This is a genomic window from Acinetobacter sp. AND/436, from assembly GCF_049546925.1.
Taxonomy (GTDB): Bacteria; Pseudomonadota; Gammaproteobacteria; order Pseudomonadales; family Moraxellaceae; genus Acinetobacter; species Acinetobacter indicus.
In genome coordinates this window covers 19,704-41,652 of sequence record NZ_JBMXBO010000014.1, presented here as the reverse complement: position 1 = coordinate 41,652, position 21,949 = coordinate 19,704, and the positions used below count along the sequence as shown (strand labels likewise).

Here is a 21,949-nt window from a genome sequence, read left to right as displayed (position 1 = left end):
CAGTCTGCCTGCGATGGTTTAGCCTAGTCCCTATTCGCTTGATGATATTTTGAATAAGGACATCTTATGCAGTTCAATCCCCTTGCTGATACCGGTATTTTATTGCCTGAAATCTGTCTGGGCACCATGACCTTTGGTGAACAGAATACCCAGGATGAAGCCTTTGCCCAGCTGGATTATGCGCTGGAACGTGGCCTGTATTTCTGGGATACCGCCGAAATGTATCCGGTGCCACCGAAACCAGAAACTCAAGGTGCCACCGAAGTCATGATTGGCAACTGGCTCAAGACGCGCGGTGGACGGGACAAGCTGTTTTTGGCCTCAAAAATTGCCGGACCGGCTCAAGGCGGCAGCCATATTCGTGATGGTCAAACCCGTTACAACGCTACCGATATTCGCACTGCCCTGGATGGCAACCTGAAACGCCTGCAAACCGACTATATTGACTTATACCAACTGCACTGGCCACAGCGCCCGACCAACTTCTTTGGCAAACTGGGTTATGGCAATGCCGAAGCCCATGCACAGCAGCATGTCACCGACCTTGAGGAAACCCTGACTGCCTTGCAGCAGGAAATCCAGAACGGCCGGATTCGCTATATTGGCCTCTCCAATGAAACCCCATGGGGCACCATGAAGTTTTTGCATCTGGCGGAAAAACTCGGTTTAAGCAAATTTGTCAGCGTACAAAACCCCTATAACCTGCTAAATCGTACCTATGAAATTGGCATGTCGGAAATTGCCAAATATGAAGGCGTCGGTTTACTGGCTTATTCTCCTCTGGCCTTTGGTTACTTAACCGGGAAATTCCGGCATGGCGCCCGTCCGGCCAATGCGCGTGTCACCCTGTATTCACGCTTTAGCCGCTACAGCAATCCAGAAAGTGAATGGGCCACAGAGCAATATGCGCAACTGGCCGAGCAACATGGCCTCAGTTTAACCCAGCTGGCTTTGGCTTTTATTAAGCAGCAGTTCTTTGTCACCAGTACCATTATTGGCGCGACCTCGCTGGAACAGCTGAAAGAAAATATTGATGCCTTTGAAGTCAATCTGTCCGATGACATTTTACAAGGTATTGAAGCGATTCACCGTCAGCAGCCCAACCCGGCGCCTTGATGACAGGTATTAACAAAACCTCATGCATAAAAAAATGCCTCATCATATGAGGCATTTTTTAAATCCATTTTAAACCCAGAGGCTTAACGACGGTTCTGGTTATAAATGGCCTGAGCAGCCGGCAAGTTCTCACGCATCGCTGCTATACGCTGGCTGTTCGATGGGTGAGTCGACAGGAACGATACCCCACCACCACCTTCTAAGCGGTTCATTTTTTCCCACAGGGTAATTGCCGCTTGCGGGTTATAGCCACCACGCGCCATCAGCATTAAACCACCTTCATCGGCACGACTTTCCAGATTACGTGAATATGGCAAGCCCACACCTACCTGTGCGCCCAATTGTGCTGCTGCAGTACCTAACTGGCCAACGTTACTGCCTGCTGCGCTTAAACCGATATTTAAAGCCAGGTTGGTCAGTGCCTGCGCGCCAATTTTACTCTTGGCATGTTCTTCTAGAGCATGCACCATTTCATGGCCCATAATCGCAGCAATTTCGGCATCGGTCAGATTCAGTTTATTGACGATACCGGTATAGAACACCACTTTACCGCCCGGCGCGACAAAGGCATTAATCTGGTCAGATTTTAATACTGCCAGCTGCCAGCTAAATGGCTGACCAGTCTGGTTCATCTGGTTGGCAACCGGTGTTAAACGCTGGAACACCGTGTTAATACGTTTATAGGTACTCGAACTGGTGTCCAGCTGCCCCTTGTTACGCGCATCTTGCACCATCTGGCTATAACTTTGCGCCGCGGTTGCATTTAGGGTTGCGGTATCTGCACCGGCCATATCGGCCACGGTGGTACAGCCTGAAAAAGTGATTGCACTTGCGGCACAAAAACTCAATACCAATTTTTTGTTCATTATAATAATCTCCGCCATTCGGCTATACACATACTCATGAATTATATGAAATCATTTCAATGCTTTAAATCTGAAATGGCTTCATAATCATATCATTTATGTAAACAATGGCAGTGCTGTGTAAACTGTAGCTACATCAGCAGCAACGAGCGGAATACGGCCTTAATAGGCAAACTGATAGAAAATCCAGAATACCAGACAGAAAATATTCAGGCCCAGATACATCTGCGAAACCACTTCCATTTTCTCTTCCAGTGCCGGATTTTTACGTTTATAGAATAAATAGGCGTTTTGGATCAGTACCAGCGGCACCAAAATACAGGCAAAAATCACACTCAGACCAATAAAGGCCTGATACATAATATTCGGATCATGCTTTTGTAACAGAATCAGCAACATCGCCATGGTCGGTGCACCGCCCATGGCAAATAATAACGAATAGAAAATGGTGCTTGAAATATTTTTATGCATCCTGCCTGACCCAATGTTTTTTCTGTGTTTTATTCTAGCAAGCACCATCTGAATAGACAGTGCTGATGTGTGCAACTTTAGTCTTGAATTACTTCGCAGCGCGGTAATACTGCATTGCTTCCGGCATCATCTGCTGTAACGCGGCAATACGGTCATTGTTACTTGGATGGGTCGACATAAACTTGGCAATAGCGCTATTTCCACGGGCATCGTTGGCATTCATTTTCTGCCAGAGCGTAATTGCTGCATTCGGATCATAACCGGCTTTGGCCATTAACAGTAAACCGCCTTTGTCGGCGCGGCTTTCCAGATTACGCGAATAAGGCAACCCTACCCCAAACTGGCTACCCAAATCCAGCAGTAAACCACCATAACCACCCACCGACTGGCCCACATATTGCGAGCCAATACTAACCGCCAGATTGGTCAGGGTCTGGGCACCAATTTTACTTTTGGCATGTTCTTCCAGTGCATGTACCATTTCATGGCCCATGATCGCCGCGACTTCATTGTCAGTCAGTTTCAGGTTTTCAACAATGCCTGTATAGAACACTACTTTGCCACCCGGAGCCACATAGGCATTAATTTCAGGTGACTTAATCACCGCCACTTGCCACTCAAAAGTCTGCCCGGTCTGGTTCATCTGGTCGGCATAGGGCTTCATCTTTAAAAACACGCGATTAACCTTCTTATAGGTGGCAGAACGGGTATCTAGCACCTTTTTCTGCTCGGCTTCCTGCAACATTTGCTGATAGCTCTGGCTGGCGTTTAAGTTTAAAGTCGCTGAATCTGCCCCGGCCAGTTCTGCCACAGTGGCGCAGCCCGTCAAATGCGTTGCCAATACAATTCCAATGGCTAAGTTCTTATATTTCATAACATTCTCTAATTGTTCGAAAGTGCCTAGCACTATAAACAAAATCAGGGAATTCTCAAGATGGTGCGCTATTTTTCTGAGCCAAAAATAAAAAACCCTGTGCAAGCACAGGGTTTTCTCATTTCAGCTTAAACGATTAAGCTTCAAACGGATGGCGCAGAATAATGGTTTCTGCACGGTCTGGACCCGTTGAAATGATATCGATTGGACATTCAATTAACTGCTCAAGACGCTTGATGTAGTTGATTGCATTTTCAGGCAATTGTTCAACACTGGTCGCACCCACAGTTGACTCAGACCAGCCTGGCATGGTTTCGTAAATTGGCTTCAAGTTTTCATAAGCCAGCGCGTCAGAAGAACCGACACAACCTGAATCGGTGTTTTCATAGCCAACACAGATTTTAATTTCTTCTAAACCATCCAATACGTCTAACTTGGTCAGGCAGATTCCAGACAGTGAGTTTACATCGACTGAACGGCGCAGGATTTCTGCATCGAACCAGCCACAACGACGTTGACGGCCAGTAGATGCACCAAACTCGTGACCCACTGTACCCAGGTGTTTACCAATTGCATCACCCACATCATTTGCCGCGTCGTAGACCAGCTCAGTTGGGAACGGACCAGCACCCACACGTGTGGTGTAGGCTTTGGTAATACCCAGCACATAGTCAAGATGCAATGGACCTAAACCAGAACCTGAGCTTACGCCGCCCGCAGTGGTGTTTGAAGAAGTCACGTACGGATAAGTACCGTGGTCAACGTCCAATAATGAACCTTGCGCACCTTCAAACATAATGTTGTCACCGTTTTTACGGTAATTATGAATTTCAGTAGTTACATCCACCACTAATGGTGCAATCACTTCACGCCATTGGTCACACAGCGCAATCACGTCGTCCAGTTTAACTTCTTCAACACCGTAGTATTGAGTTAACTGGAAGTTGTGGTAATCCAGCAATTCAGCCAGCTGCGCACGTAATGCGTCACCGCCACGTACCAGGTCAGCCACACGTACTGCACGACGCGCCACTTTATCTTCGTAGGCAGGGCCAATACCACGACCGGTAGTACCAATTTTGGCATTGCCACGTTTTTTCTCACGTGCCTGATCCAGCGCAATGTGGTTCGGAAGAATTAATGGACAGTTTGGAGAAATACGTAAACGTTCTTTAACTGGCACGCCTTCCTGTTCAAGAATGGTCATTTCCTTGATCAGCGCTTCAGGTGAAAGCACCACACCGTTACCAATTAAGCACAGTACGTTTTCACGTAAAATACCAGATGGAATGAGGTGTAATACAGTTTTCTTACCACCAACCACGAGAGTATGACCTGCGTTGTGTCCGCCTTGATAACGTACTACCGCAGCCGCTTGATCTGTGAGCAGGTCGACGATTTTACCTTTACCTTCGTCGCCCCATTGGGTACCAAGTACCACAACATTCTTGCCCATAATAGCCTCATTACATCATGCTGTTAAAATTGAAAACCAGGCGCATGTGACATGAACACATGCGCTGGCGATTAAATTTTTTCGACCGTCCACTCACCGTTACGATTCACCAGCTGGTGAGTTGCATACGGTACAGAGCTTAAATCATCCTGACCCAATAACTGAATTACACTTAAGCCTTGGGTACGGGTGGCCTGAATTGCAGCCAATAAATCTGCCTGATTGCCCTTTGGTGCAACCACCACCGATTTTGCTTCGAAACGACCGGCGCTGAGCGCATATAAGTCGCAAGAGAAACCGGTTGCCGGACGGGCACGACCAAAATGCTGGCCAATACCATCATAACGGCCGCCTTGAGCCAGTGGTGCAGCACGGTTTGGTGCATAAACGGCATACATTAAACCGGTATGGTAGTGATACGAACGCAGCTCTACCACATCAATCCCGATATGCAGATTTGGCCAGCGTGCCTGAATTTCTGCCTGGGTGGTTTTTACCGCATCAAAGGCATGTTTGAATTCCACATTGGCCAGCACATCGGCGCTTAAATGGGCTTCCAGTGCATCCAGATCACTGGCAAAACGGCCCAGCGCATAGAAATCTGAACCAAAGGCTAAATCCTGGGTAAAGTCCGCCAGTTCTGGCAAGGCTTTACGCTGATATAAATCAGACAACTGACGCTCAGTGGCTTTGTTCAGACCAGCTTTTTGTACCAGACTGCGGAACAGACCCACATGACCTAAATCCAGATGGATACCATCGGCCAGACCGGCTTCCTGAATCAGGCTGATCATCAGGTCAACCATTTCCACATCGGCATCAATACTGTCGGAACCGAACAGTTCGGCACCCAGTTGCAGAGGTGCACGGGTGGTATTAAAGCCCTGTGGCTTGGTATGCAAAACTGTACCAGCGTAGCAATAACGCGCCACACCATCTACCGGATGTACATGCGCATCAATACGCGCCACCTGTGGCGTCATATCGGCACGCACGCCAAGCAGACGACCAGACAGCTGGTCAATCACCTTGAACGTGGCCAGGTCTAAATCTTGATTCGATTCTGAAAGAGAAGAGAGAGATTCGATATATTCAATAAATGGCGTGTACACCAACTGATAACCTCGAGATGCGAGGAAATCCAGTGAATTACGGCGCAATGTTTCGATGACTTGCGCTTGTTCTGGTAATACATCAGCTACACCATCAGGTAATAACCATGTCTCTGAAATGGGCATGTTGTAAACCTAAATTCTTGTCTGCGCGGAACAAATCCGCATAAAAAAATCGGGAGCACACCCGATTTCTCCTAGTTTAGCACGATCAAATGGGCTGTGCATCGCAAATTTGATAATTTTCTCTGTCTGATCAATTCCATTGCAATCCTGCCCGACTGGAGCTGTCGTTTCGAGAGTAAAAGCTGTTTTTGCGGAAGAAGATAAAGGAGCTGGACACATCCCAAACTCATCATCTTTTTTTTCAGCGCAGATGGAAATCACCTTCACTCTGCCCTGCGTTGATCTGCTTAAAAAAGTCTTATTTGACTTTATTCGGATCCAGCACCTGAGTAATTAAATTCACCAGCTCAACATTCTGAGTTTCCAGCTGATGAATACGCTGCGCTGATTTATCCAGCGCTTCCTGCTGCACGTGCATTTTCTTGGCCAGATCCTGCATGATCTCTAAAGTCTTTTTCAGATTCTCTTCCAGACTGATGACTTTGTTTTCGAGCTGATGATTATCGCTTTGGCGATTCAAATGATCATGCTGGTTTTTAAACTGCAGCCAGATCAGAAAAATCACCGCTACGGCCAACAGTAAAATAAATCCCCAAAGTAGAATAAACATCATGTGTAGTGCTCGACTTATTTGTTTTGTTTTATCTTAACGAAAAATATAGCAAAAAGGCGAAAAATCGCCTCCAACCTGTCAATACTCGGCTATTATCGCATTTCGCCCGGTTAGACCACCATCGTACAGTCCAAGCTTAGGCAAAGATTTGGACAGATAGAAATTAATGCGCCTGATGGGCAAAAGATTCACATAAATCCAGTAAACGGTTGGCATAGCCCCATTCATTGTCATACCAGGCAAAGACTTTGGCCTGATGCCCGACCACCATGGTCTGGGTAAGATCGACAATTAAAGAATACGGCGAATGGTTAAAGTCACTCGATACCAGTGGCTCATCGGTGACCTGCATAATTTCGGCATAATCCTGCTGCGCGGCTTTCACCAGCACTTCATTCAATTTATGCACGGTAATGGGTGACTGGGAAATAAAGCTGACATCAATGGCGGCGACATTAATGGTGGGCACCCGAATCGAATAGCCATCAATACGGTTTTCCATTTTGGGCATCACCTGTTTTAAGGCGCCTAAAGCACTTGAGGTGGTTGGAATAATATTCTGACCGGATGCACGTGCACGGCGTAAATCACGGTGCGCATGATCCAGCACCGACTGATCAGCCGTGACAGCATGAATTTCAGTCATCAGCGCGGTTTCAATACCAAAAGCATCATCCACAATTTTAACCAACGGCACCAAGGCCTGAGTGGTACAGGAAACACTGGAAATAATCTGGTCTGAGGCTTTGACCTCATGATGATTGACCCCGTAAACAATGGCGGCATCAACCGTGTCAAACGGTGCTGCGCCAATAATCACCCGTTTGGCACCGGCATGAATATGCTGGGTTGCAGCTTCACGCGAACGGAACAGGCCGGTACATTCCAGCACCACATCAATATTTAACTGCTGCCATGGCAACTGTGCCGGCTGTGGCTGGCTCAGCACCTGAACTTTCAGCTTGGCCTCACCCGATTGTATGCACAGATAAATCTGTTCCTGTTCCAGCTGGATTTCTACCTGCCCCGGAAAACGGCCATGGGTTGAATCGTATTTAAACAGATGTAGTAGCGTGGCAACATCGGCAACGTCATTAATCGCGACAATATCAAAATGAAATTCTTTAGGATTTTCAAACCAGGCACGCAGTACATTTCGCCCAATTCGCCCAAAGCCATTAATCGCCACTCGTTGCATCCGTATTCCTTCAAACTGCACATCAATCTTGTCTGTGCTTATGTTAAAGGATTTCCGCCAGACACGGCGAATAATTCCTGCCAAACTCAGCAATTAATTTAAACCTGTCCAATATTTAAGCAGTTAGCAGCACTATTTTCTGCTTGATAAAAAGAAGCAGGATGCACGGTAACTGGCTAAACCGCAGCAATGACAACAGCTTGTGATTTCACAGCAGTTTAGATGACTTTAAGGTTTGGGTTTTCGCCGCAGATTTGTCATCAAAACACTTTAAAATCATTGGTGAGTGTGGCTTTTTCCGTTATAATTTGGCGTTTTTAAATTTTAAGCCCGTATAACAGCAGAGAAAATCTTGTCAGACTGTTATGCTTTTAGCCAAATCGAGAATTATGGAGTGACTTGGTTGTGAGTACTCGTTTTATGACATCAGCTGAAATTCGTGAAGCATTTTTGCGTTACTTTGAATCGCAAGGGCATACACGTGTCGCGTCGAGTTCTCTGGTTCCCGCCAACGACCCAACGTTGCTGTTCACCAATGCTGGTATGAACCAGTTTAAAGATTGTTTCTTAGGTCTGGAAAAGCGCGATTATGTCCGTGCCGTATCTTCACAAAAATGTGTACGTGCCGGTGGTAAACATAACGACCTAGACAACGTCGGCTATACCGCGCGTCACCACACCTTCTTTGAAATGTTAGGTAACTTCTCTTTTGGTGATTACTTCAAGCGTGATGCGATCAAGTTTGCCTGGGAATTCCTGACCGGTGATGAATGGTTAGCCCTGCCAAAAGACAAACTGTATGCCACGGTTTACCACACCGATGACGAAGCATTCGACATCTGGAACAAGGACATCGGTTTAGCACCAGAACGTATTATCCGTATTGGCGACAACAAAGGCGAGAAATACGCATCTGATAACTTCTGGGCTATGGGTGATACCGGTCCATGCGGTCCATGTTCTGAAATTTTCTTTGACCATGGCGATCATATCTGGGGTGGCCTACCAGGCACACCTGAAGAAGATGGCGACCGTTTCATTGAAATCTGGAACAACGTCTTTATGCAGTTCAACCGTACTGCTGATGGCGTATTGCACCCGCTTCCTGCTCCTTCGGTCGATACCGGTATGGGCTTGGAACGTATTTCTGCCGTATTACAGCACGTCAACTCCAACTACGAAATTGACCTGTTCCAGCATCTTTTAAAAGCAGCAGCTGAAATTATTGGTCTAGATACCTCTGCACTAGAAGCTGAAGCCAAAGAAAAAGGCACACCGGTACAATATCCAGCTTCACTTAAAGTGGTGGCTGACCATGCCCGTTCTTGCTGCTTCCTGATTGCAGATGGCGTCAATCCGTCTAACGAAGGACGTGGTTATGTACTGCGCCGTATTATCCGCCGTGCCGTGCGTCATGGTAACAAACTCGGTGCAACCGGTTCATTCTTCCACAAAATGCTGCAACCGCTGATTGAAGTAATGGGTGCGGCGTATCCTGAACTGGAAGCTCAAAAAGCACGTATTGAAGCGCAATTACTGAAAGAAGAAGAACAATTCGCCAAAACACTTGAGCAAGGTTTGAAATTGCTTGAAGGCGAACTGGCGAACTTAAAAGGTTCTGTGATTCCAGGCGAAGTGGTATTTAAACTGTATGACACTTACGGTTTCCCGACCGACCTAACTGCAGATATTGCCCGTGAACGCGACCTAACCATTGATGAAGCTGGCTTTGAAGTTGAAATGGCGGCACAGCGTCAACGTGCACGCGATGCCGGTAAATTCGCCATCGACTACAACAGCGTAGTAAAGGTTGATGGTGAAACCCAGTTTGATGGTTACGATGCCACTGCGGGTCAAGGTCAAATCATTGCCATCTATAAAGATGGTGAACAGGTTGACGAAGTCGCTGAAGGTGATGAAGCACTGATCGTCCTGAACCAGACGCCATTCTATGCAGAAAGCGGTGGTCAGATCGGTGATACCGGTATTTTCAAAAACGACACCGGTATTTTTGAAGTGCAAGACACCAAAAAATCGGGCGGCGCTTTTGTACACCAGGGTATTGTAACCATGGGTAGCCTGAAAGCAGCACAAAACGTGGAAGCAATTGTCAAAGCGGACATTCGTGCTGCGACTGCGCGTAACCACTCTGCCACTCACCTGCTGCACGCTGCGCTGCGTCAAATTCTGGGCTCACACGTACAGCAAAAAGGTTCACTGGTTGCATCAGACGTATTACGTTTCGACTTTGCCAACGATCAGCCGGTTTCATTTGAACAGCTGCAAGAAATTGAACGTCTGGTGAATGCTGAAGTGATTGCCAACACACCAGTAACAACTGAGTTACTCGATATCGAATCGGCCAAAGCCAAAGGCGCGATGATGCTGTTCGGTGAGAAATACGGTGATGAAGTTCGCGTACTGTCTATGGGTTCAGTAATTGAAGAGAAAAACTTCTCGATTGAACTGTGTGGCGGTATTCACGTGAAACGCACCGGTGACATCGGTCTGTTCAAAATAACCTCTGAAGGTGGTGTGGCTGCAGGCGTGCGTCGTATTGAAGCGGTGACAGGCACCAAAGCGATTGAAGCTGCGCAAAAAGCTGATCGTGACATCAACACCATTAATGCGCTGTTAAAAGCACAGAAAGAGCAAACCATTGAGAAAGTTGAAGCAATTGTTGAAACAGCATCTAGCCTGCAAAAACAGATTGAACAGCTGAATCAGAAACTGGCCAGCCTGCAAGCGGGTGAACTTTTAAGCCAAGTTCAGACCATTGCTGGCCGTGCAACACTTATTACCACTGTTCAGGGTATGGATGCCAAAGCACTGCGCAACCTGCATGACGGTGTGAAATCAAAATTAGACAACGCAGTGATTGTACTTGCCGGTGTAGAGGGTGACAAAGTGAGCCTGATTGCATCCGTTGCAAAAGACTTCACTACGTCTATTAAAGCAGGTGACATCATCAAACACTTGGCTACTGAGCTTGGTGGTAAAGGTGGTGGTAAACCTGACTTAGCACAAGGTGGCGCGCCACTAAACGAGAAGTTTGCAACCGTGATGGCAGAGTTAACTGCCTGGCTGGAAGCAAAATAACTTCACTTTTGTGTAACTGACCCTGGCGGCAATCAGGGTCATGGCTTATATGGAACAACTATGGCATTAATCGTTCAAAAATATGGCGGTACTTCTATGGGTACGCCCGAGCGCATTTTAAATGTTGCTCGTCGCGTAAAGCGCTGGCATGACCATGGCCACAAGGTGGTCGTTGTTGTATCAGCAATGAGTGGCGAAACCAATCGCCTGCTCGCTCTCGCGAAAGCCATTACCGACACCCCTGACCCACGTGAACTTGACCAGATGGTTTCTACGGGTGAGCAGGTAACGATTTCCATGTTAGCTATGGCGCTCAATTCTATTGGCGTAGAAGCTAAATCTCTAACCGGTCGCCAAGTCGGAATTAAAACTGACAGCGCGTTCACCAAAGCCCGTATTGAAGCGATTGACACCGATGTCATGACCGGTCATTTAGATGCCGGCCGTGTGATTGTGGTTGCAGGCTTCCAGGGTGTAGACGAGCAAGGCAATACCACAACTTTAGGCCGCGGTGGTTCAGATACAACCGGTGTTGCGTTAGCCGCAGCATTAAAAGCAGATGAATGCCAGATCTACACCGATGTTGATGGTGTATACACCACTGACCCGCGTGTTGCGCCAAAAGCAAAAAAAGTGGATCGTATTTCCTTTGAAGAAATGCTGGAAATGGCATCTTTAGGCTCAAAAGTCCTGCAAATCCGTTCTGTAGAATTTGCTGGCAAATATCAGGTGCCTTTACGCGTACTATCTAGCTTCGATAACGACAACGATGGTGCATTTGACGAAGAGTTTAAAAACAACGTCGGAACTCTTATTACTACTGAATTGGAAGACAACATGGAACAGCCAATTATCTCAGGTATCGCGTTTAACCGTGACGAAGCTAAACTGACTATTCTCGGTGTGCCAGATGAGCCAGGTATTGCCTCTAAAATCTTGGCCCCAATTGGCGCTGCCAACATTGAAGTGGATATGATTATCCAGAACGTTGAAGAAGATGGCACCACTGATTTCACCTTTACCGTAAACCGTGGTGAACTAGCCAAAGCCAAAGCGATTCTTGAAGCGACTGCACAGGAAATTGGTGCACGTGAAGTTGCAACCCGTGACGACATCGTGAAAGTGTCAATTGTCGGCGTGGGTATGCGTTCACATGCTGGCGTAGCGAGCAAAATGTTCACCGCACTTGCAGACGAAGGCATCAACATTCTGATGATCTCGACCTCTGAAATCAAAATTTCAGTGATTATTGAAGAGAACTATTTAGAGCTTGCAGTTCGTTCACTGCACACGGCGTTCGGTTTAGACCGCGAGTCAGGTGAATCAAGCCCGCGTGCTTAATCTGTAGTCAGCAATTATTGGAATTGTCAGACAATATTGCGAAAAACTACAAAAAATCAGAGCCACTATAGTATTTTTTATAGTGGCTCTGTTATATTGAAATAATGAGAATTAGAAATCTTAACAGAATTGTATCCGACAAGGTTTTGTCAGGGAGAGTTCTGATAAAATTTCGCTTGAAATATTTTGTGCTTTTCAAAACTTTCAAATCAATGCAGGTTTAGCATTTTGCAAGGAGATAAACATGCTGATTCTGACCCGACGTGTCGGAGAAACATTAATGATTGGGGATCAAGTCAGTGTTACTGTACTTGGTGTCAAAGGCAACCAGGTGCGTATTGGTGTGAATGCGCCAAAAGAAGTGTCTGTTCATCGTGAAGAAATTTATCAACGTATTCAACATGAACGTGCCATGCATGAGCATTTGCAACATCTCGATCAGGATTATCAGCCTTCTTATGAAGATGATAATTACCCACAAAATAACTTTAACCGTTAAGACTTAAAGTTATCTTGTTATAAAGCGGCTCTACGGCCGCTTTAAGTTTTTTTAGCGCTTCAAAATTATTGCTGTTCCAGCAAAGCCAGCGCTTTACGTACTGGTCCGAAACTACGGCGATGCTCTGTAGTCACGCCATGCAAAGCTATTGCTTCAAAATGCGCTTTGGTCGGATAGCCCTTATGTTTGGCAAAACCAAACTGTGGAAACTTCTGGTCCAGTTCCAGCATCTGCCGGTCACGGGTGACTTTGGCCAGAATACTGGCTGCGGAAATTTCGGCGTGCAAGGCATCTCCACCCACCACCGCTTCACACGGCATGTTTAGTCCTTGCGGAATTTTATTGCCATCGACCAGGACCTGATCGGGCTGGACCTGCAAGGCTTCAACCGCACGGCGCATAGCCAGCAATGAGGCCTGTAAAATATTCAGCTCGTCAATTTCAGCCGGACTGGCTTCAGCAATGGCCCAAGCAAGGGCTTTTTCCTGAATCTCAATGAATAACTTTTCACGTTTCTTTTCACTCAGTTTCTTGGAATCATTCAAGCCCGCAATCGGATTGTTCGGATCCAGAATGACTGCCGCAGCCACCACGGTTCCCACCAGAGGCCCGCGCCCTGCTTCATCTACACCAGCAATTTTCATCGACATTATTACCTTCAATAAAATAGGCTGAACCTGTCAGCCTATTTCTTTCATCTTGCGCTTATTGTACTGCTTCTTGCACACAAGCATGAATGGTTTTTGATACAACATTGCTCACAATGGTGGCACGCGCTGCCGGGTCAATCGCTGCTGTCGCCAAGTCTACCGCAGTCACATTTTGTGGTGCTTTTTCGCTGACACAACCACAGATTTCAGTCTGGATATTTTGCTTTTGGGTGCTGGTCATGACTTTGGTGGCCGTTTGCCATGCCGGAATGTTGTTCAGCTCGGTCACACATTTGGCATTAATCGCAATTTTCAGTGCTGCGCCGCCCAATTGCTGGGTCGTTATTGCCGCTGTAGGCTGAGTGGTGCCTGTAGATGCACATGCGCTTAACAGTAATGCCAGCGGTGCTAAAACATAAGCCAACTTTTTCATGTATTTTCCTTCAGTTTTGCGTCATTTTACCGGCCTATTTTAAGGGCTTTAGCGCGGATTCGGTTTATCTTTTTGACCGCAATGCACAAATAAATGGCAAATTTAAGCATTATCCAGGGCAACTGCCTGCTTCATATCCGCAAATACCGTTGGACAGGCCGATTGCACCCGGTTCCAGCTTGGAATAAAAGACTGCTGGTTCGGATAATTCATAAACTGCTCCCCTGCCTCGACAATACTCTGAGCAAATAATTCCACCACATTTTCTTCGCTGTGCCGGTCATAGTTCAGGCCATTGGTGGTGGCATCATAATAATAGTGATCAATCAGATCCAGCGCATTACGATAATAGGCCGCGCGGATAATCCGAATATTGTCCAGACTGACCTGCACCCCCAGCGCCGCCAGCTTACGGAAAAATGCCAGTGCGATATCCCGGCTCATCCGTTTTAGACCACCATCCCCATTGGCGGTGGTGACTTCCTGATGTTTATGTTCATAATCATCGGCAATATCGACCTGACAGATGCGCTTGGTGGAATAGTTGCGGTAAATTTCCGAGAGCACGCCAATTTCCAGGCCCCAATCGCCCGACACCTTCAGGTCACGCAGTGCTTCGACATGAATTGCCATCTCTCCAGACAAGGGATAACGAAAGGCTGAAAGATAAAGCAGATAATCCAGCGGTCCGAAGACTTTTTTCAGCGCCTGCAATAAAGGTGACACCAGCAGACGTGATACCCGACCATTCATTTTCCGGTCAGCCACCCTCGCATAATAACCTTTAGAAAACTGGAAACTGAATTGTGGATGTACCATCGGATAAATCAGCCGGGCCAGCATGTCACGCTTATAGGTACGAATATCGCAATCGTGCATGGCCACCACCTGACTCTTGCCTTCGGCCATGGCATAACCGGCACAATACCAGACATTACGACCTTTGCCACGCTGCAAAGGCGCGACATTTAACTGATTTAACTGCTGATGCAGCTGCTGCAAACGTGGCCCATCATTCCATAAAATCACATGGTTCTGCGGCAATACCGAGAAAAATTCCCGCGCATGAGCAAACTGCTCCGCATTGGCCTGATCCAGACCGATAATAATCTGCTGGATATAATCGGCGCCTTTTAATTCTTCGACAATCTGGGTTAGCGCCGGATGTTCAAGCTCGGAATATAAGGAGGGTAAAATTAAGGTGACCGGTTTGGACTTGGTAAATTCGCGAAGTTCCTGTTCATATTCATGTAGATGGCGCTGTTTTAAATCATGTATTGTTGTAATCATGCCTTCTTGTGCAAAATCGACCATCATCCTCTCCAGTTTATTGTTGTAAAAAGTACTGTAATCCTTCTGCCCAACCCGCTGGTGCCTGCTGCCGGGTGAAGTACACAGAATCGTGTTCTAATGCCAATGCTGCTTTATACGGCCGTTTGACCACCACAGCATGCTGACAGGCTTTCAGCATATCGAGATCGTTTTCACTATCCCCCAGCCCAATACACACCATTTGCGTCGGATAAAACTGTTTCAGCCAGTTCACCGCCAGCGATTTATCACAGTCACGGCTTAAAATATGGCTAAAGCGTCCACCATGAAGCATATGCAAATTGCTGGCCAGATGTTGCGATAATATCGCTTCATCTTCGGCCCGGCTGTCCGGATTCCAGATAATGACTTCGCTATACGGACGTTCTAAAGCCCGTGCTGCATCGTCCAGCGCCAAACCGGTCAGCGCTGCAATCTGTACGGCATCACAATCACTAAAGCATTGAAAATTTAAGCCATAGTCTGCTTTTAACTGCTGTAGTTGCACCGCAATGTCGGTACTGGATAAGGGACTTTGATAGTCATGCTGCGCATTAAAATAGATATATGCCCCATTTTCAGCCACAAAAGGCATGCCGCTTAAACCGAGCTGTTGCTGCAAATGGCGGATTTCCGCTGCGGTTTTACTGCTACATAAAATAACCGGAGAATCCGGAATTAAACGCTGGATCAGCTCTATGTTCTGCCCATAGCTGTAATTATCATGATTTAATAAAGTCCCATCTAAATCTGTAAAAATTATAAATTTTGGCATCTGTACTTATATTGGCTTTATCTGTTTAGAATCCTATAAGATTCTTAGCCTAATATTGCTTTAACTTACTTTTTTATAACAAGAAAGTAACAGGCCTACATGAAGTAGGCCTATTTTTTTCATCATTTTATGAAACTAGATGCGCTTATAGCGCCTGGATTTTTTCAATCCAGGCCTGTTTCTGCGCTGCTGGCAGGAACGAGGCTTCAAAAGAGTTAATCGCCAGTTGCTTTAACTCATCTGCCGTTAAATCTAACGCTTCGGTAATGGCAATAAAGTTGTCATTCATATAGCCGCCGAAATACGACGGATCATCCGAGTTAACCGTCACCTTCACGCCCTGCTGTAACAAACGGCGGATATTGTGCTGCCGCATATCCTGCACCACGCACAGTTTTAAATTACTGAGCGGGCACACCGTAAGCGGCATTTCATCCTGAATCAGACGCTGCATCAGTGCCGGATCTTCTTCAGAACGCACGCCGTGGTCAATACGATTCACTTTCAGCAAGTCCAGTGCTTCCCAGATATATTCTGGTGGACCTTCTTCACCGGCATGCGCCACCACCAAGAAACCGTATTCACAGGCTTTGGCAAAAACGCGGGCAAATTTAGCAGGCGGATGCCCCACTTCGCTGGAATCCAGACCGACTGCAATAATCTGTTCTTTATACGGCAGTGCCTGTTCCAGCGTTACAAATGCTGCTTCTTCGCTAAGATGACGCAAGAAACACATGATTAAACGGGAACTGATGCCCAGTTTGCTTTGTGCATCATCACAGGCACGTTGCAAACCGTTAATTACTGTCGCAAAGGCAATCCCGCGGTCAGTATGAGTTTGCGGATCGAAGAACATTTCGGTATGTACCACCTGATCTTCTGCACACTTTTCAAAATAGGCCCAGGCCAGATCATAAAAGTCCTGCTCATGTACCAGTACATTGGCACCGGCATAATAGATGTCTAAAAACGACTGCAGGTTATGAAAGTTATAGGCCTCTTTGACTTCCTCGACTGACTGATATGGAATGGCAATGTTGTTACGCTGCGCGATGGCAAACATCAGTTCTGGCTCAAACGTCCCTTCAATATGGACATGCAACTCTGCCTTGGGTAAGGCGCGAATTAGCTCAAGTTGATTCATCTCTCATCCTCATGAAAATAAAAAAGGGTGCAAACCGAGTTTACACCCTCAAAATGGTTGCTGGGGATTAACCGCCAAATAACGCGAATTTTAATGCCCACAATACTGCAATAATCCACACCATATACGGCACAGATGAAGCTTTACCGGTCAACAGCTTGATCAACGCATAGCTGATAAAGCCCATGGCAATACCGTCCGCAATTGAGTAGGTAAATGGCATAAATACGATGGTCAGGAAGGCTGGAACCGCTTCGGTAATATCTTCCCAATCAATATGTACAATGCCCTGAATCATCAGCACACCCACAAATAACAAGGCAGGTGCAGTAGCAAAGCCCGGTACCGATTGGGCCAGTGGCGCGAGGAATAAACACAGTACAAACAGCACCGCCACCACTACCGCAGTCAGACCGGTACGCCCGCCCGCAGCAACACCGGCAGACGATTCAATATACGGTGTGGTTGAAGAGGTACCCAGTGCTGCACCCGCTACAATGGCAGATGAGTCGGCAAATAAGGCTTTTTTCAAACGTGGCAATTTACCATCTTTGAGCAGGCCTGCACGGTGTGAAACGCCGACCAGTGTACCGGTGGAGTCAAACAGATCGACCAGGAAGAAGACGAAAATCACCCCGATCAGGCTGGCAGTAAACAGACCTTCAAAGTCCATTTGCATGAACGTTGGCGCGATAGACGGGATTTCACCGACCACACCTTTAAATTCGCTTAAGCCCAAAGCCGTAGAAATAGCCGTTAATACCAGAATACTGATGATAATTGCACCACGCACCTTGAATTGGTGCATCACCACAATCATCAGGAAGCCAAATAAGGCCAACAGCACTGAAGGCTGTTTCAAGTCACCCAGACCCACCAAAGTCGCCGGGTTATCGACAATAATGCCTGCGTTTTTTAGTGCAATTAAGGCCAGGAATAAACCAATCCCGCCGCCAATGGCCAGTTTCAGGGACATTGGAATGGCATTGACAATGGCTTCACGAATTTTGAACATGCTGATGGCAATAAACACCAGACCGGATACAAACACCGCAGCCAGCGCAGTTTGCCAAGGCACACCCATGCCCAGACAAACCGAATAGGTGAAATAGGCATTCAGGCCCATACCCGGTGCCAGCGCAATCGGATAGTTGGCAATCAGTCCCATCACCAGACAGCCAATTGCGGCTGCCAGACAGGTTGCAACAAAGACAGCCCCGTGATCCATCCCGGTTTCGGATAAAATCATTGGATTGACAATAATGATGTAACACATAGTTAAGAATGTGGTTACACCGGCAAGAACCTCAGTACGAAAACTGGTCTTGTTTTCGCTTAACTTAAATAAGCGCTCAAGCACATTTTCTGAAGATGGATTAGGAGTCGTCATGACCTCGCCCTTGTAAATAAACTTAAATACCCAACAGTGATGCGAAAGTACGGAGAAAATTCATCCCTACCCCTAGCATTGCCAAGCAACGGATATGCCAAAAGTTACACGCACAGGATAAGTCTATTTAGCCATTATGCTTTGAGCCCTTAACAGCTCAAATCAGATAAATTCTAAACAAAAAAGCCGCATAACTTTATGCAGCTTTACTTACCATAATTAAATCAACTATTTAAAAAATAAATACGCTAATTTAATTGTCTAATGGGTAAATTATATCACACTGATTTTTCATTGTTTCTAAAATTTATCTTTAATTTTCATTCAGAGCATTTCATGCTGAATTAGAATTTTTGGCCTAAACTTCCAGCCCGCTCAATAGAGGGTTCGATCTGTCGCATGTGATCATCCAGCGATGAACGATGTGAAGCCCGATCTTGTTCAATCAGATGCAGAGAGTCGCGTGCCTCCTGCACAATATTCTGCATTTCTTGTTGTCTGCGGTGTTGTTCCTGCTGAAACACCCAGACCATTAACAGGACAACCATGACAATAAAGGTCACGATCAGGATTTGCCTCATGTTCTTTACTATTATTAAACAAATTTAATTTATACTAACAGAAAAATAAACAATATGTGAACCATGTCACAACTTTTAGTTTGTGTATTAATCAAATTTTAACAATTCAAGCATTCAATTGGCCTTTAACTCACTCCTACCCTCACCTATTGAAATTTCAATTTCCTGACACCCATAAAAAAGTCCGCACTGGGCGGACTGTTTAGCCTTAACCGCAGGATGCTTGCACAATTTTATTACTGTTCGGATCAATGGTTACTGTGACTCGGTCAGCGCGATAATCCATGGTGACCGGCTGGCCAGGATGGACGCTGCGAACAATTTTGGCCTGGGTCCGCTGCTTGATTTCGCTCTGTGGCAAACTGCCCGATTGCCCAATCAGTTTTTTGGCTTCTTCTGCCACACACTGGCCTGGCTGCTGACGGAACAGCGCCCATTCTTCAACGATACTGCCATCTGGCAAATGGCAATAGCCCACCTGACCACTGTGTTCGTCTTTAATTTCCAGTCGGCCGCCCTGTTCAATACAATATTGACTGGCCGGATTGGCAAGTCCTACCTGTGCTGGGGGTTGCTGTACGGTGCTACAGGCCATAAGCGAGGCTGCAAGCGCAGCAAAAAGAACAATATTTTTCATGGGCAGTATTCTTGTATAAAAAATATTAGCCTAGCAAATTTTACTGGACCTGCTGTGTCTTTTTGCAAAAGAGGGAGAAAGCTTCTTGTTAGTCTTGATGAGGGACAGCTTTGACTTATATAGAGCTATTACTGATAAATTAGTGGATGGAGAAATTACAGAGATAAAAAAAGGCTTATAAGTGTTTCACTTATAAGCCTTTAAAATTTGGTAGGCATATCCTCTACCGTAGCAACATTTAATCCAATGATTTTAAATAACTTTTTCTACAACTCAAATTTAGTGATACACGTGGTGATACAAGAAAATATATGCTTTTTGTTGTAATTTTTTGTAAAAATTAAGTGCTTTGGCACTAAATTCAATAACCCTTCCCTCTACAAGAAAATCAATTTTTTTATTGAACTATGCGATGATGGGTTCCCAGATATCTTTATTGAACTTTTACAATACAGAGCTTTTTGGTGAAGGAGGAACCGACATCTATATAATAACAATTATCGACTTTAATTAGCTCTTTCACAATGGTGTGACCTAGATAAATTTCATCAATATTCTCGACACTATCATAGTGAGCTGATTGCTGGCGAATACGTCCTCTCCCCCATAATGCATTACTATAAGCAGAAGTTACACCTGATATTTTGTAGTCACCTTGCATAATGTCTTGCTTAAAAGCATTCCAATCGTGAATATCAATATCTGCGTGTACCACACCAATCTTTTTATGTCCCAATTGAACTTCTATAACCAAAGGCAATTGTTGAAAACGGGAGCTAATTTCGGATTGCTTTCTTGAGCTGAGTTGATAAAACCATTCTCCTCCATTTCGTGCATGAATGTCTTTTATTTTACGATCATGAGGCGATCTTATACACATCTCCTCATGGTTACCACGTACCGTAAAAAACCAAGGCTGATCCAACAAAGAAATACATTCAAGATTCTCCACACCTCGATCCACAAGATCACCTGTACAAATGACCAGATCATTTTCAAAGTCAAAATCAATTTTTTTAAGTTCTTGCATCAACAAGCTATAGCAACCATGTAAGTCACCTACAATGTATACAGAAGAAATTTTTTGACCGTCTATACTTTTAACAATTTCTACCATAATGCCTATACCTTTGTAGTCATTAGCCTGAGAAGGCTTTTAATTCATTATCCTACAAAAGCCTAGCCTAGTATCATAAGAGATCCAGCTCGACTGCTTATTAGTCACTATTTTTGATTCCGCTGATTTATAGCTATTGAATCTATTAATGAGAAAATATCTTTCTCGTTATTACGCAATATGGCGTTTAGAATCAACAACTTAAATACATTAAAGTCAAATCTAAAACAGTTATTCAGAGCTCAAAAAATCAGGAAATATCTTTCTCGCTCGTCTATCGCCAGTGCGAAAATGCGAAGTAAAATTCTTCTACAGTCAACAAAATCAATAACTTGCATCCATTAAAGTAGAATCTAAAACAGTAAATTCAGGCTAAACTAAAAAGGAAATATCTTTCTCGCTCGTATACAGCCAGTGCGAAAATGCGAAGTAGAATTCTTCTACAGTCAACAAAATCAATAACTTGCATCCATTAAAGTCGAATCCAAAACAGTTATTCAGAGCTCAAAAAATCAGGAAATATCTTTCTCGCTCGTCTATCGCCAGTGCGAAAATGCAAAGTAGAATTCTTCTACAGTCAACAAAAATCAATAACTTGCATTCATTAAAGTAGAATCTAAAACAGTAACTTTAGACTCAACTAAAAAGAAAATATCTTTCTCGCTCGTCTATCGTCAGTGCGAAAATGCAAAGTAGAATTCGTCTACAGTCAATAAAAATCAATAACTTGCATCCATTAAAGTAGAATCTAAAACAGTAACTTTAGACTCAACTAAAAATAAAATATCTTTCTCGCTTTGCCCCTATGCTACCAATCCAAGGATTCTGAACTTTTATTATTAAGTTTTTCAGTCTTACCTGATGCACGTTTACGTAGCTTACCTCGTAATTTCAAAAGTTGTATTGGGGACAACGGTGGTTCAGGTAAAAATAAATTTAGGTGATCAACTAAATCCAATGCCTGCAAAATCGCTATTAAATCAGCTAGGCGTACATCACCTTTCTCTGCGTTTAAAACGGCTTTGTTGCACAAAGATTTCATAACTATATGATTTTAAAAGTTTTGATTGTTTTTGACCCAAAATTAAATTTATTTAAATCAGATGCTTACATATTTATGCAACAAAGCCAAGCTAACGT

At 45.2% G+C, this 21,949-nt stretch carries 21 protein-coding genes; 4 read left to right on the top strand and 17 right to left on the bottom strand.

All coding sequences use genetic code 11. The features are described 5' to 3' along the window. Window positions 1-66 precede the first annotated feature (66 nt). Window positions 67-1,116: an NADP(H)-dependent aldo-keto reductase gene (locus ACPEPR_RS11160; protein WP_242912017.1), complete on the top strand. Its 1,050-nt coding sequence runs from the start codon at window positions 67-69 to the stop codon at window positions 1,114-1,116. A gap of 83 nt (window positions 1,117-1,199) precedes the next feature. Here ACPEPR_RS11160 and ACPEPR_RS11155 read toward each other — a convergent pair whose 3' ends face one another. The 7 genes from ACPEPR_RS11155 to ACPEPR_RS11125 all read right to left on the bottom strand — a co-directional run bounded on the left by ACPEPR_RS11155 (window position 1,200) and on the right by ACPEPR_RS11125 (window position 7,832). Further along, a complete protein-coding gene (locus ACPEPR_RS11155; RefSeq protein WP_423562447.1) occupies window positions 1,200-1,982 on the bottom strand; it encodes a M48 family metallopeptidase in 783 nt (260 codons plus the stop codon). 162 nt (window positions 1,983-2,144) lie between these two features. After that, the gene (locus ACPEPR_RS11150) at window positions 2,145-2,453 is read right to left on the bottom strand and encodes a hypothetical protein (protein WP_423562446.1); all 309 of its coding nucleotides are present in this window, start codon (window positions 2,451-2,453) and stop codon (window positions 2,145-2,147) included. An 88-nt stretch (window positions 2,454-2,541) separates the two neighbouring features. Next, the gene (locus ACPEPR_RS11145; protein ID WP_104469896.1) at window positions 2,542-3,327 is read right to left on the bottom strand and encodes a M48 family metallopeptidase; all 786 of its coding nucleotides are present in this window, start codon (window positions 3,325-3,327) and stop codon (window positions 2,542-2,544) included. A 136-nt stretch (window positions 3,328-3,463) separates the two neighbouring features. Further along, on the bottom strand, window positions 3,464-4,783 hold the full coding sequence (locus ACPEPR_RS11140; RefSeq protein WP_005177019.1) for an adenylosuccinate synthase: 1,320 nt from the start codon (window positions 4,781-4,783) through the stop codon (window positions 3,464-3,466). 71 nt (window positions 4,784-4,854) lie between these two features. Continuing rightward, window positions 4,855-6,021 (bottom strand): ATP phosphoribosyltransferase regulatory subunit, encoded by a 1,167-nt coding sequence (locus tag ACPEPR_RS11135; RefSeq protein WP_005177016.1) that lies wholly within the window; start codon window positions 6,019-6,021, stop codon window positions 4,855-4,857. A 298-nt stretch (window positions 6,022-6,319) separates the two neighbouring features. Further along, a complete protein-coding gene (locus ACPEPR_RS11130) occupies window positions 6,320-6,634 on the bottom strand; it encodes a hypothetical protein (RefSeq protein WP_005177014.1) in 315 nt (104 codons plus the stop codon). A gap of 163 nt (window positions 6,635-6,797) precedes the next feature. Continuing rightward, window positions 6,798-7,832 carry a type I glyceraldehyde-3-phosphate dehydrogenase gene (locus tag ACPEPR_RS11125; protein ID WP_075166664.1) on the bottom strand — a complete coding sequence of 345 codons (1,035 nt, stop codon included), beginning with the start codon at window positions 7,830-7,832 and terminating at the stop codon, window positions 6,798-6,800. Between the two features lie 405 nt (window positions 7,833-8,237). Here ACPEPR_RS11125 and alaS point away from each other — a divergent pair, with 405 nt between their 5' ends. The 3 genes from alaS to csrA all read left to right on the top strand — a co-directional run bounded on the left by alaS (window position 8,238) and on the right by csrA (window position 12,771). After that, entirely contained in the window at window positions 8,238-10,931 is a 2,694-nt protein-coding gene (gene alaS, locus ACPEPR_RS11120; protein ID WP_423562445.1) for an alanine--tRNA ligase, read from the top strand. Between the two features lie 60 nt (window positions 10,932-10,991). Next, on the top strand, window positions 10,992-12,272 hold the full coding sequence (locus tag ACPEPR_RS11115) for an aspartate kinase (RefSeq protein WP_160232502.1): 1,281 nt from the start codon (window positions 10,992-10,994) through the stop codon (window positions 12,270-12,272). A 244-nt stretch (window positions 12,273-12,516) separates the two neighbouring features. Continuing rightward, complete coding sequence (csrA, locus tag ACPEPR_RS11110) at window positions 12,517-12,771, top strand: carbon storage regulator CsrA (protein ID WP_016658388.1); 255 nt, start codon at window positions 12,517-12,519, stop codon at window positions 12,769-12,771. A gap of 65 nt (window positions 12,772-12,836) precedes the next feature. On the opposite strand, the gene rnhB is transcribed toward csrA, so the two are convergent. The 10 genes from rnhB to ACPEPR_RS11060 form a co-directional block, all read right to left on the bottom strand. Next, window positions 12,837-13,415 carry a ribonuclease HII gene (gene rnhB, locus ACPEPR_RS11105; RefSeq protein ID WP_104500160.1) on the bottom strand — a complete coding sequence of 193 codons (579 nt, stop codon included), beginning with the start codon at window positions 13,413-13,415 and terminating at the stop codon, window positions 12,837-12,839. Window positions 13,416-13,476: 61 nt separating this feature from the next. After that, window positions 13,477-13,854, bottom strand: a complete 378-nt coding sequence (locus ACPEPR_RS11100) for a hypothetical protein (RefSeq protein ID WP_423562444.1) — start codon at window positions 13,852-13,854, stop codon at window positions 13,477-13,479. A gap of 102 nt (window positions 13,855-13,956) precedes the next feature. After that, window positions 13,957-15,168 (bottom strand): hypothetical protein, encoded by a 1,212-nt coding sequence (locus tag ACPEPR_RS11095; RefSeq protein ID WP_005176998.1) that lies wholly within the window; start codon window positions 15,166-15,168, stop codon window positions 13,957-13,959. Between the two features lie 13 nt (window positions 15,169-15,181). Then, entirely contained in the window at window positions 15,182-15,940 is a 759-nt protein-coding gene (locus ACPEPR_RS11090; RefSeq protein WP_423562443.1) for an HAD-IIB family hydrolase, read from the bottom strand. A 145-nt stretch (window positions 15,941-16,085) separates the two neighbouring features. Further along, window positions 16,086-17,084, bottom strand: coding sequence for an adenosine deaminase (locus ACPEPR_RS11085; protein WP_423562442.1), 999 nt, complete (start codon window positions 17,082-17,084; stop codon window positions 16,086-16,088). Window positions 17,085-17,151: 67 nt separating this feature from the next. Further along, window positions 17,152-18,474, bottom strand: a complete 1,323-nt coding sequence (locus ACPEPR_RS11080; protein ID WP_005176982.1) for an NCS2 family permease — start codon at window positions 18,472-18,474, stop codon at window positions 17,152-17,154. A 344-nt stretch (window positions 18,475-18,818) separates the two neighbouring features. After that, window positions 18,819-19,055 (bottom strand): hypothetical protein, encoded by a 237-nt coding sequence (locus ACPEPR_RS11075; protein WP_075166657.1) that lies wholly within the window; start codon window positions 19,053-19,055, stop codon window positions 18,819-18,821. A 208-nt stretch (window positions 19,056-19,263) separates the two neighbouring features. Then, window positions 19,264-19,692 (bottom strand): I78 family peptidase inhibitor, encoded by a 429-nt coding sequence (locus ACPEPR_RS11070; RefSeq protein ID WP_005176977.1) that lies wholly within the window; start codon window positions 19,690-19,692, stop codon window positions 19,264-19,266. 433 nt (window positions 19,693-20,125) lie between these two features. Further along, entirely contained in the window at window positions 20,126-20,809 is a 684-nt protein-coding gene (locus ACPEPR_RS11065; protein ID WP_086044901.1) for a metallophosphoesterase, read from the bottom strand. 808 nt (window positions 20,810-21,617) lie between these two features. After that, entirely contained in the window at window positions 21,618-21,851 is a 234-nt protein-coding gene (locus ACPEPR_RS11060; protein WP_423562441.1) for an XRE family transcriptional regulator, read from the bottom strand. Between the last annotated feature and the right edge of the window lie 98 nt (window positions 21,852-21,949).

Bases quoted from the DNA above. Each gene is read 5' to 3' on its own strand.
- ACPEPR_RS11160 (WP_242912017.1), top strand. From the start codon at position 67: ATGCAGTTCAATCCCCTTGCTGATACCGGTATTTTATTGCCTGAAATC.
- ACPEPR_RS11155 (WP_423562447.1), bottom strand. From the start codon at position 1,982: ATGAACAAAAAATTGGTATTGAGTTTTTGTGCCGCAAGTGCAATCACT.
- ACPEPR_RS11150 (WP_423562446.1), bottom strand. From the start codon at position 2,453: ATGCATAAAAATATTTCAAGCACCATTTTCTATTCGTTATTATTTGCC.
- ACPEPR_RS11145 (WP_104469896.1), bottom strand. From the start codon at position 3,327: ATGAAATATAAGAACTTAGCCATTGGAATTGTATTGGCAACGCATTTG.
- ACPEPR_RS11140 (WP_005177019.1), bottom strand. From the start codon at position 4,783: ATGGGCAAGAATGTTGTGGTACTTGGTACCCAATGGGGCGACGAAGGT.
- ACPEPR_RS11135 (WP_005177016.1), bottom strand. From the start codon at position 6,021: ATGCCCATTTCAGAGACATGGTTATTACCTGATGGTGTAGCTGATGTA.
- ACPEPR_RS11130 (WP_005177014.1), bottom strand. From the start codon at position 6,634: ATGATGTTTATTCTACTTTGGGGATTTATTTTACTGTTGGCCGTAGCG.
- ACPEPR_RS11125 (WP_075166664.1), bottom strand. From the start codon at position 7,832: ATGCAACGAGTGGCGATTAATGGCTTTGGGCGAATTGGGCGAAATGTA.
- ACPEPR_RS11115 (WP_160232502.1), top strand. From the start codon at position 10,992: ATGGCATTAATCGTTCAAAAATATGGCGGTACTTCTATGGGTACGCCC.
- csrA (WP_016658388.1), top strand. From the start codon at position 12,517: ATGCTGATTCTGACCCGACGTGTCGGAGAAACATTAATGATTGGGGAT.
- rnhB (WP_104500160.1), bottom strand. From the start codon at position 13,415: ATGAAAATTGCTGGTGTAGATGAAGCAGGGCGCGGGCCTCTGGTGGGA.
- ACPEPR_RS11100 (WP_423562444.1), bottom strand. From the start codon at position 13,854: ATGAAAAAGTTGGCTTATGTTTTAGCACCGCTGGCATTACTGTTAAGC.
- ACPEPR_RS11095 (WP_005176998.1), bottom strand. From the start codon at position 15,168: ATGGTCGATTTTGCACAAGAAGGCATGATTACAACAATACATGATTTA.
- ACPEPR_RS11090 (WP_423562443.1), bottom strand. From the start codon at position 15,940: ATGCCAAAATTTATAATTTTTACAGATTTAGATGGGACTTTATTAAAT.
- ACPEPR_RS11085 (WP_423562442.1), bottom strand. From the start codon at position 17,084: ATGAATCAACTTGAGCTAATTCGCGCCTTACCCAAGGCAGAGTTGCAT.
- ACPEPR_RS11080 (WP_005176982.1), bottom strand. From the start codon at position 18,474: ATGACGACTCCTAATCCATCTTCAGAAAATGTGCTTGAGCGCTTATTT.
- ACPEPR_RS11075 (WP_075166657.1), bottom strand. From the start codon at position 19,055: ATGAGGCAAATCCTGATCGTGACCTTTATTGTCATGGTTGTCCTGTTA.
- ACPEPR_RS11070 (WP_005176977.1), bottom strand. From the start codon at position 19,692: ATGAAAAATATTGTTCTTTTTGCTGCGCTTGCAGCCTCGCTTATGGCC.
- ACPEPR_RS11065 (WP_086044901.1), bottom strand. From the start codon at position 20,809: ATGGTAGAAATTGTTAAAAGTATAGACGGTCAAAAAATTTCTTCTGTA.
- ACPEPR_RS11060 (WP_423562441.1), bottom strand. From the start codon at position 21,851: ATGAAATCTTTGTGCAACAAAGCCGTTTTAAACGCAGAGAAAGGTGAT.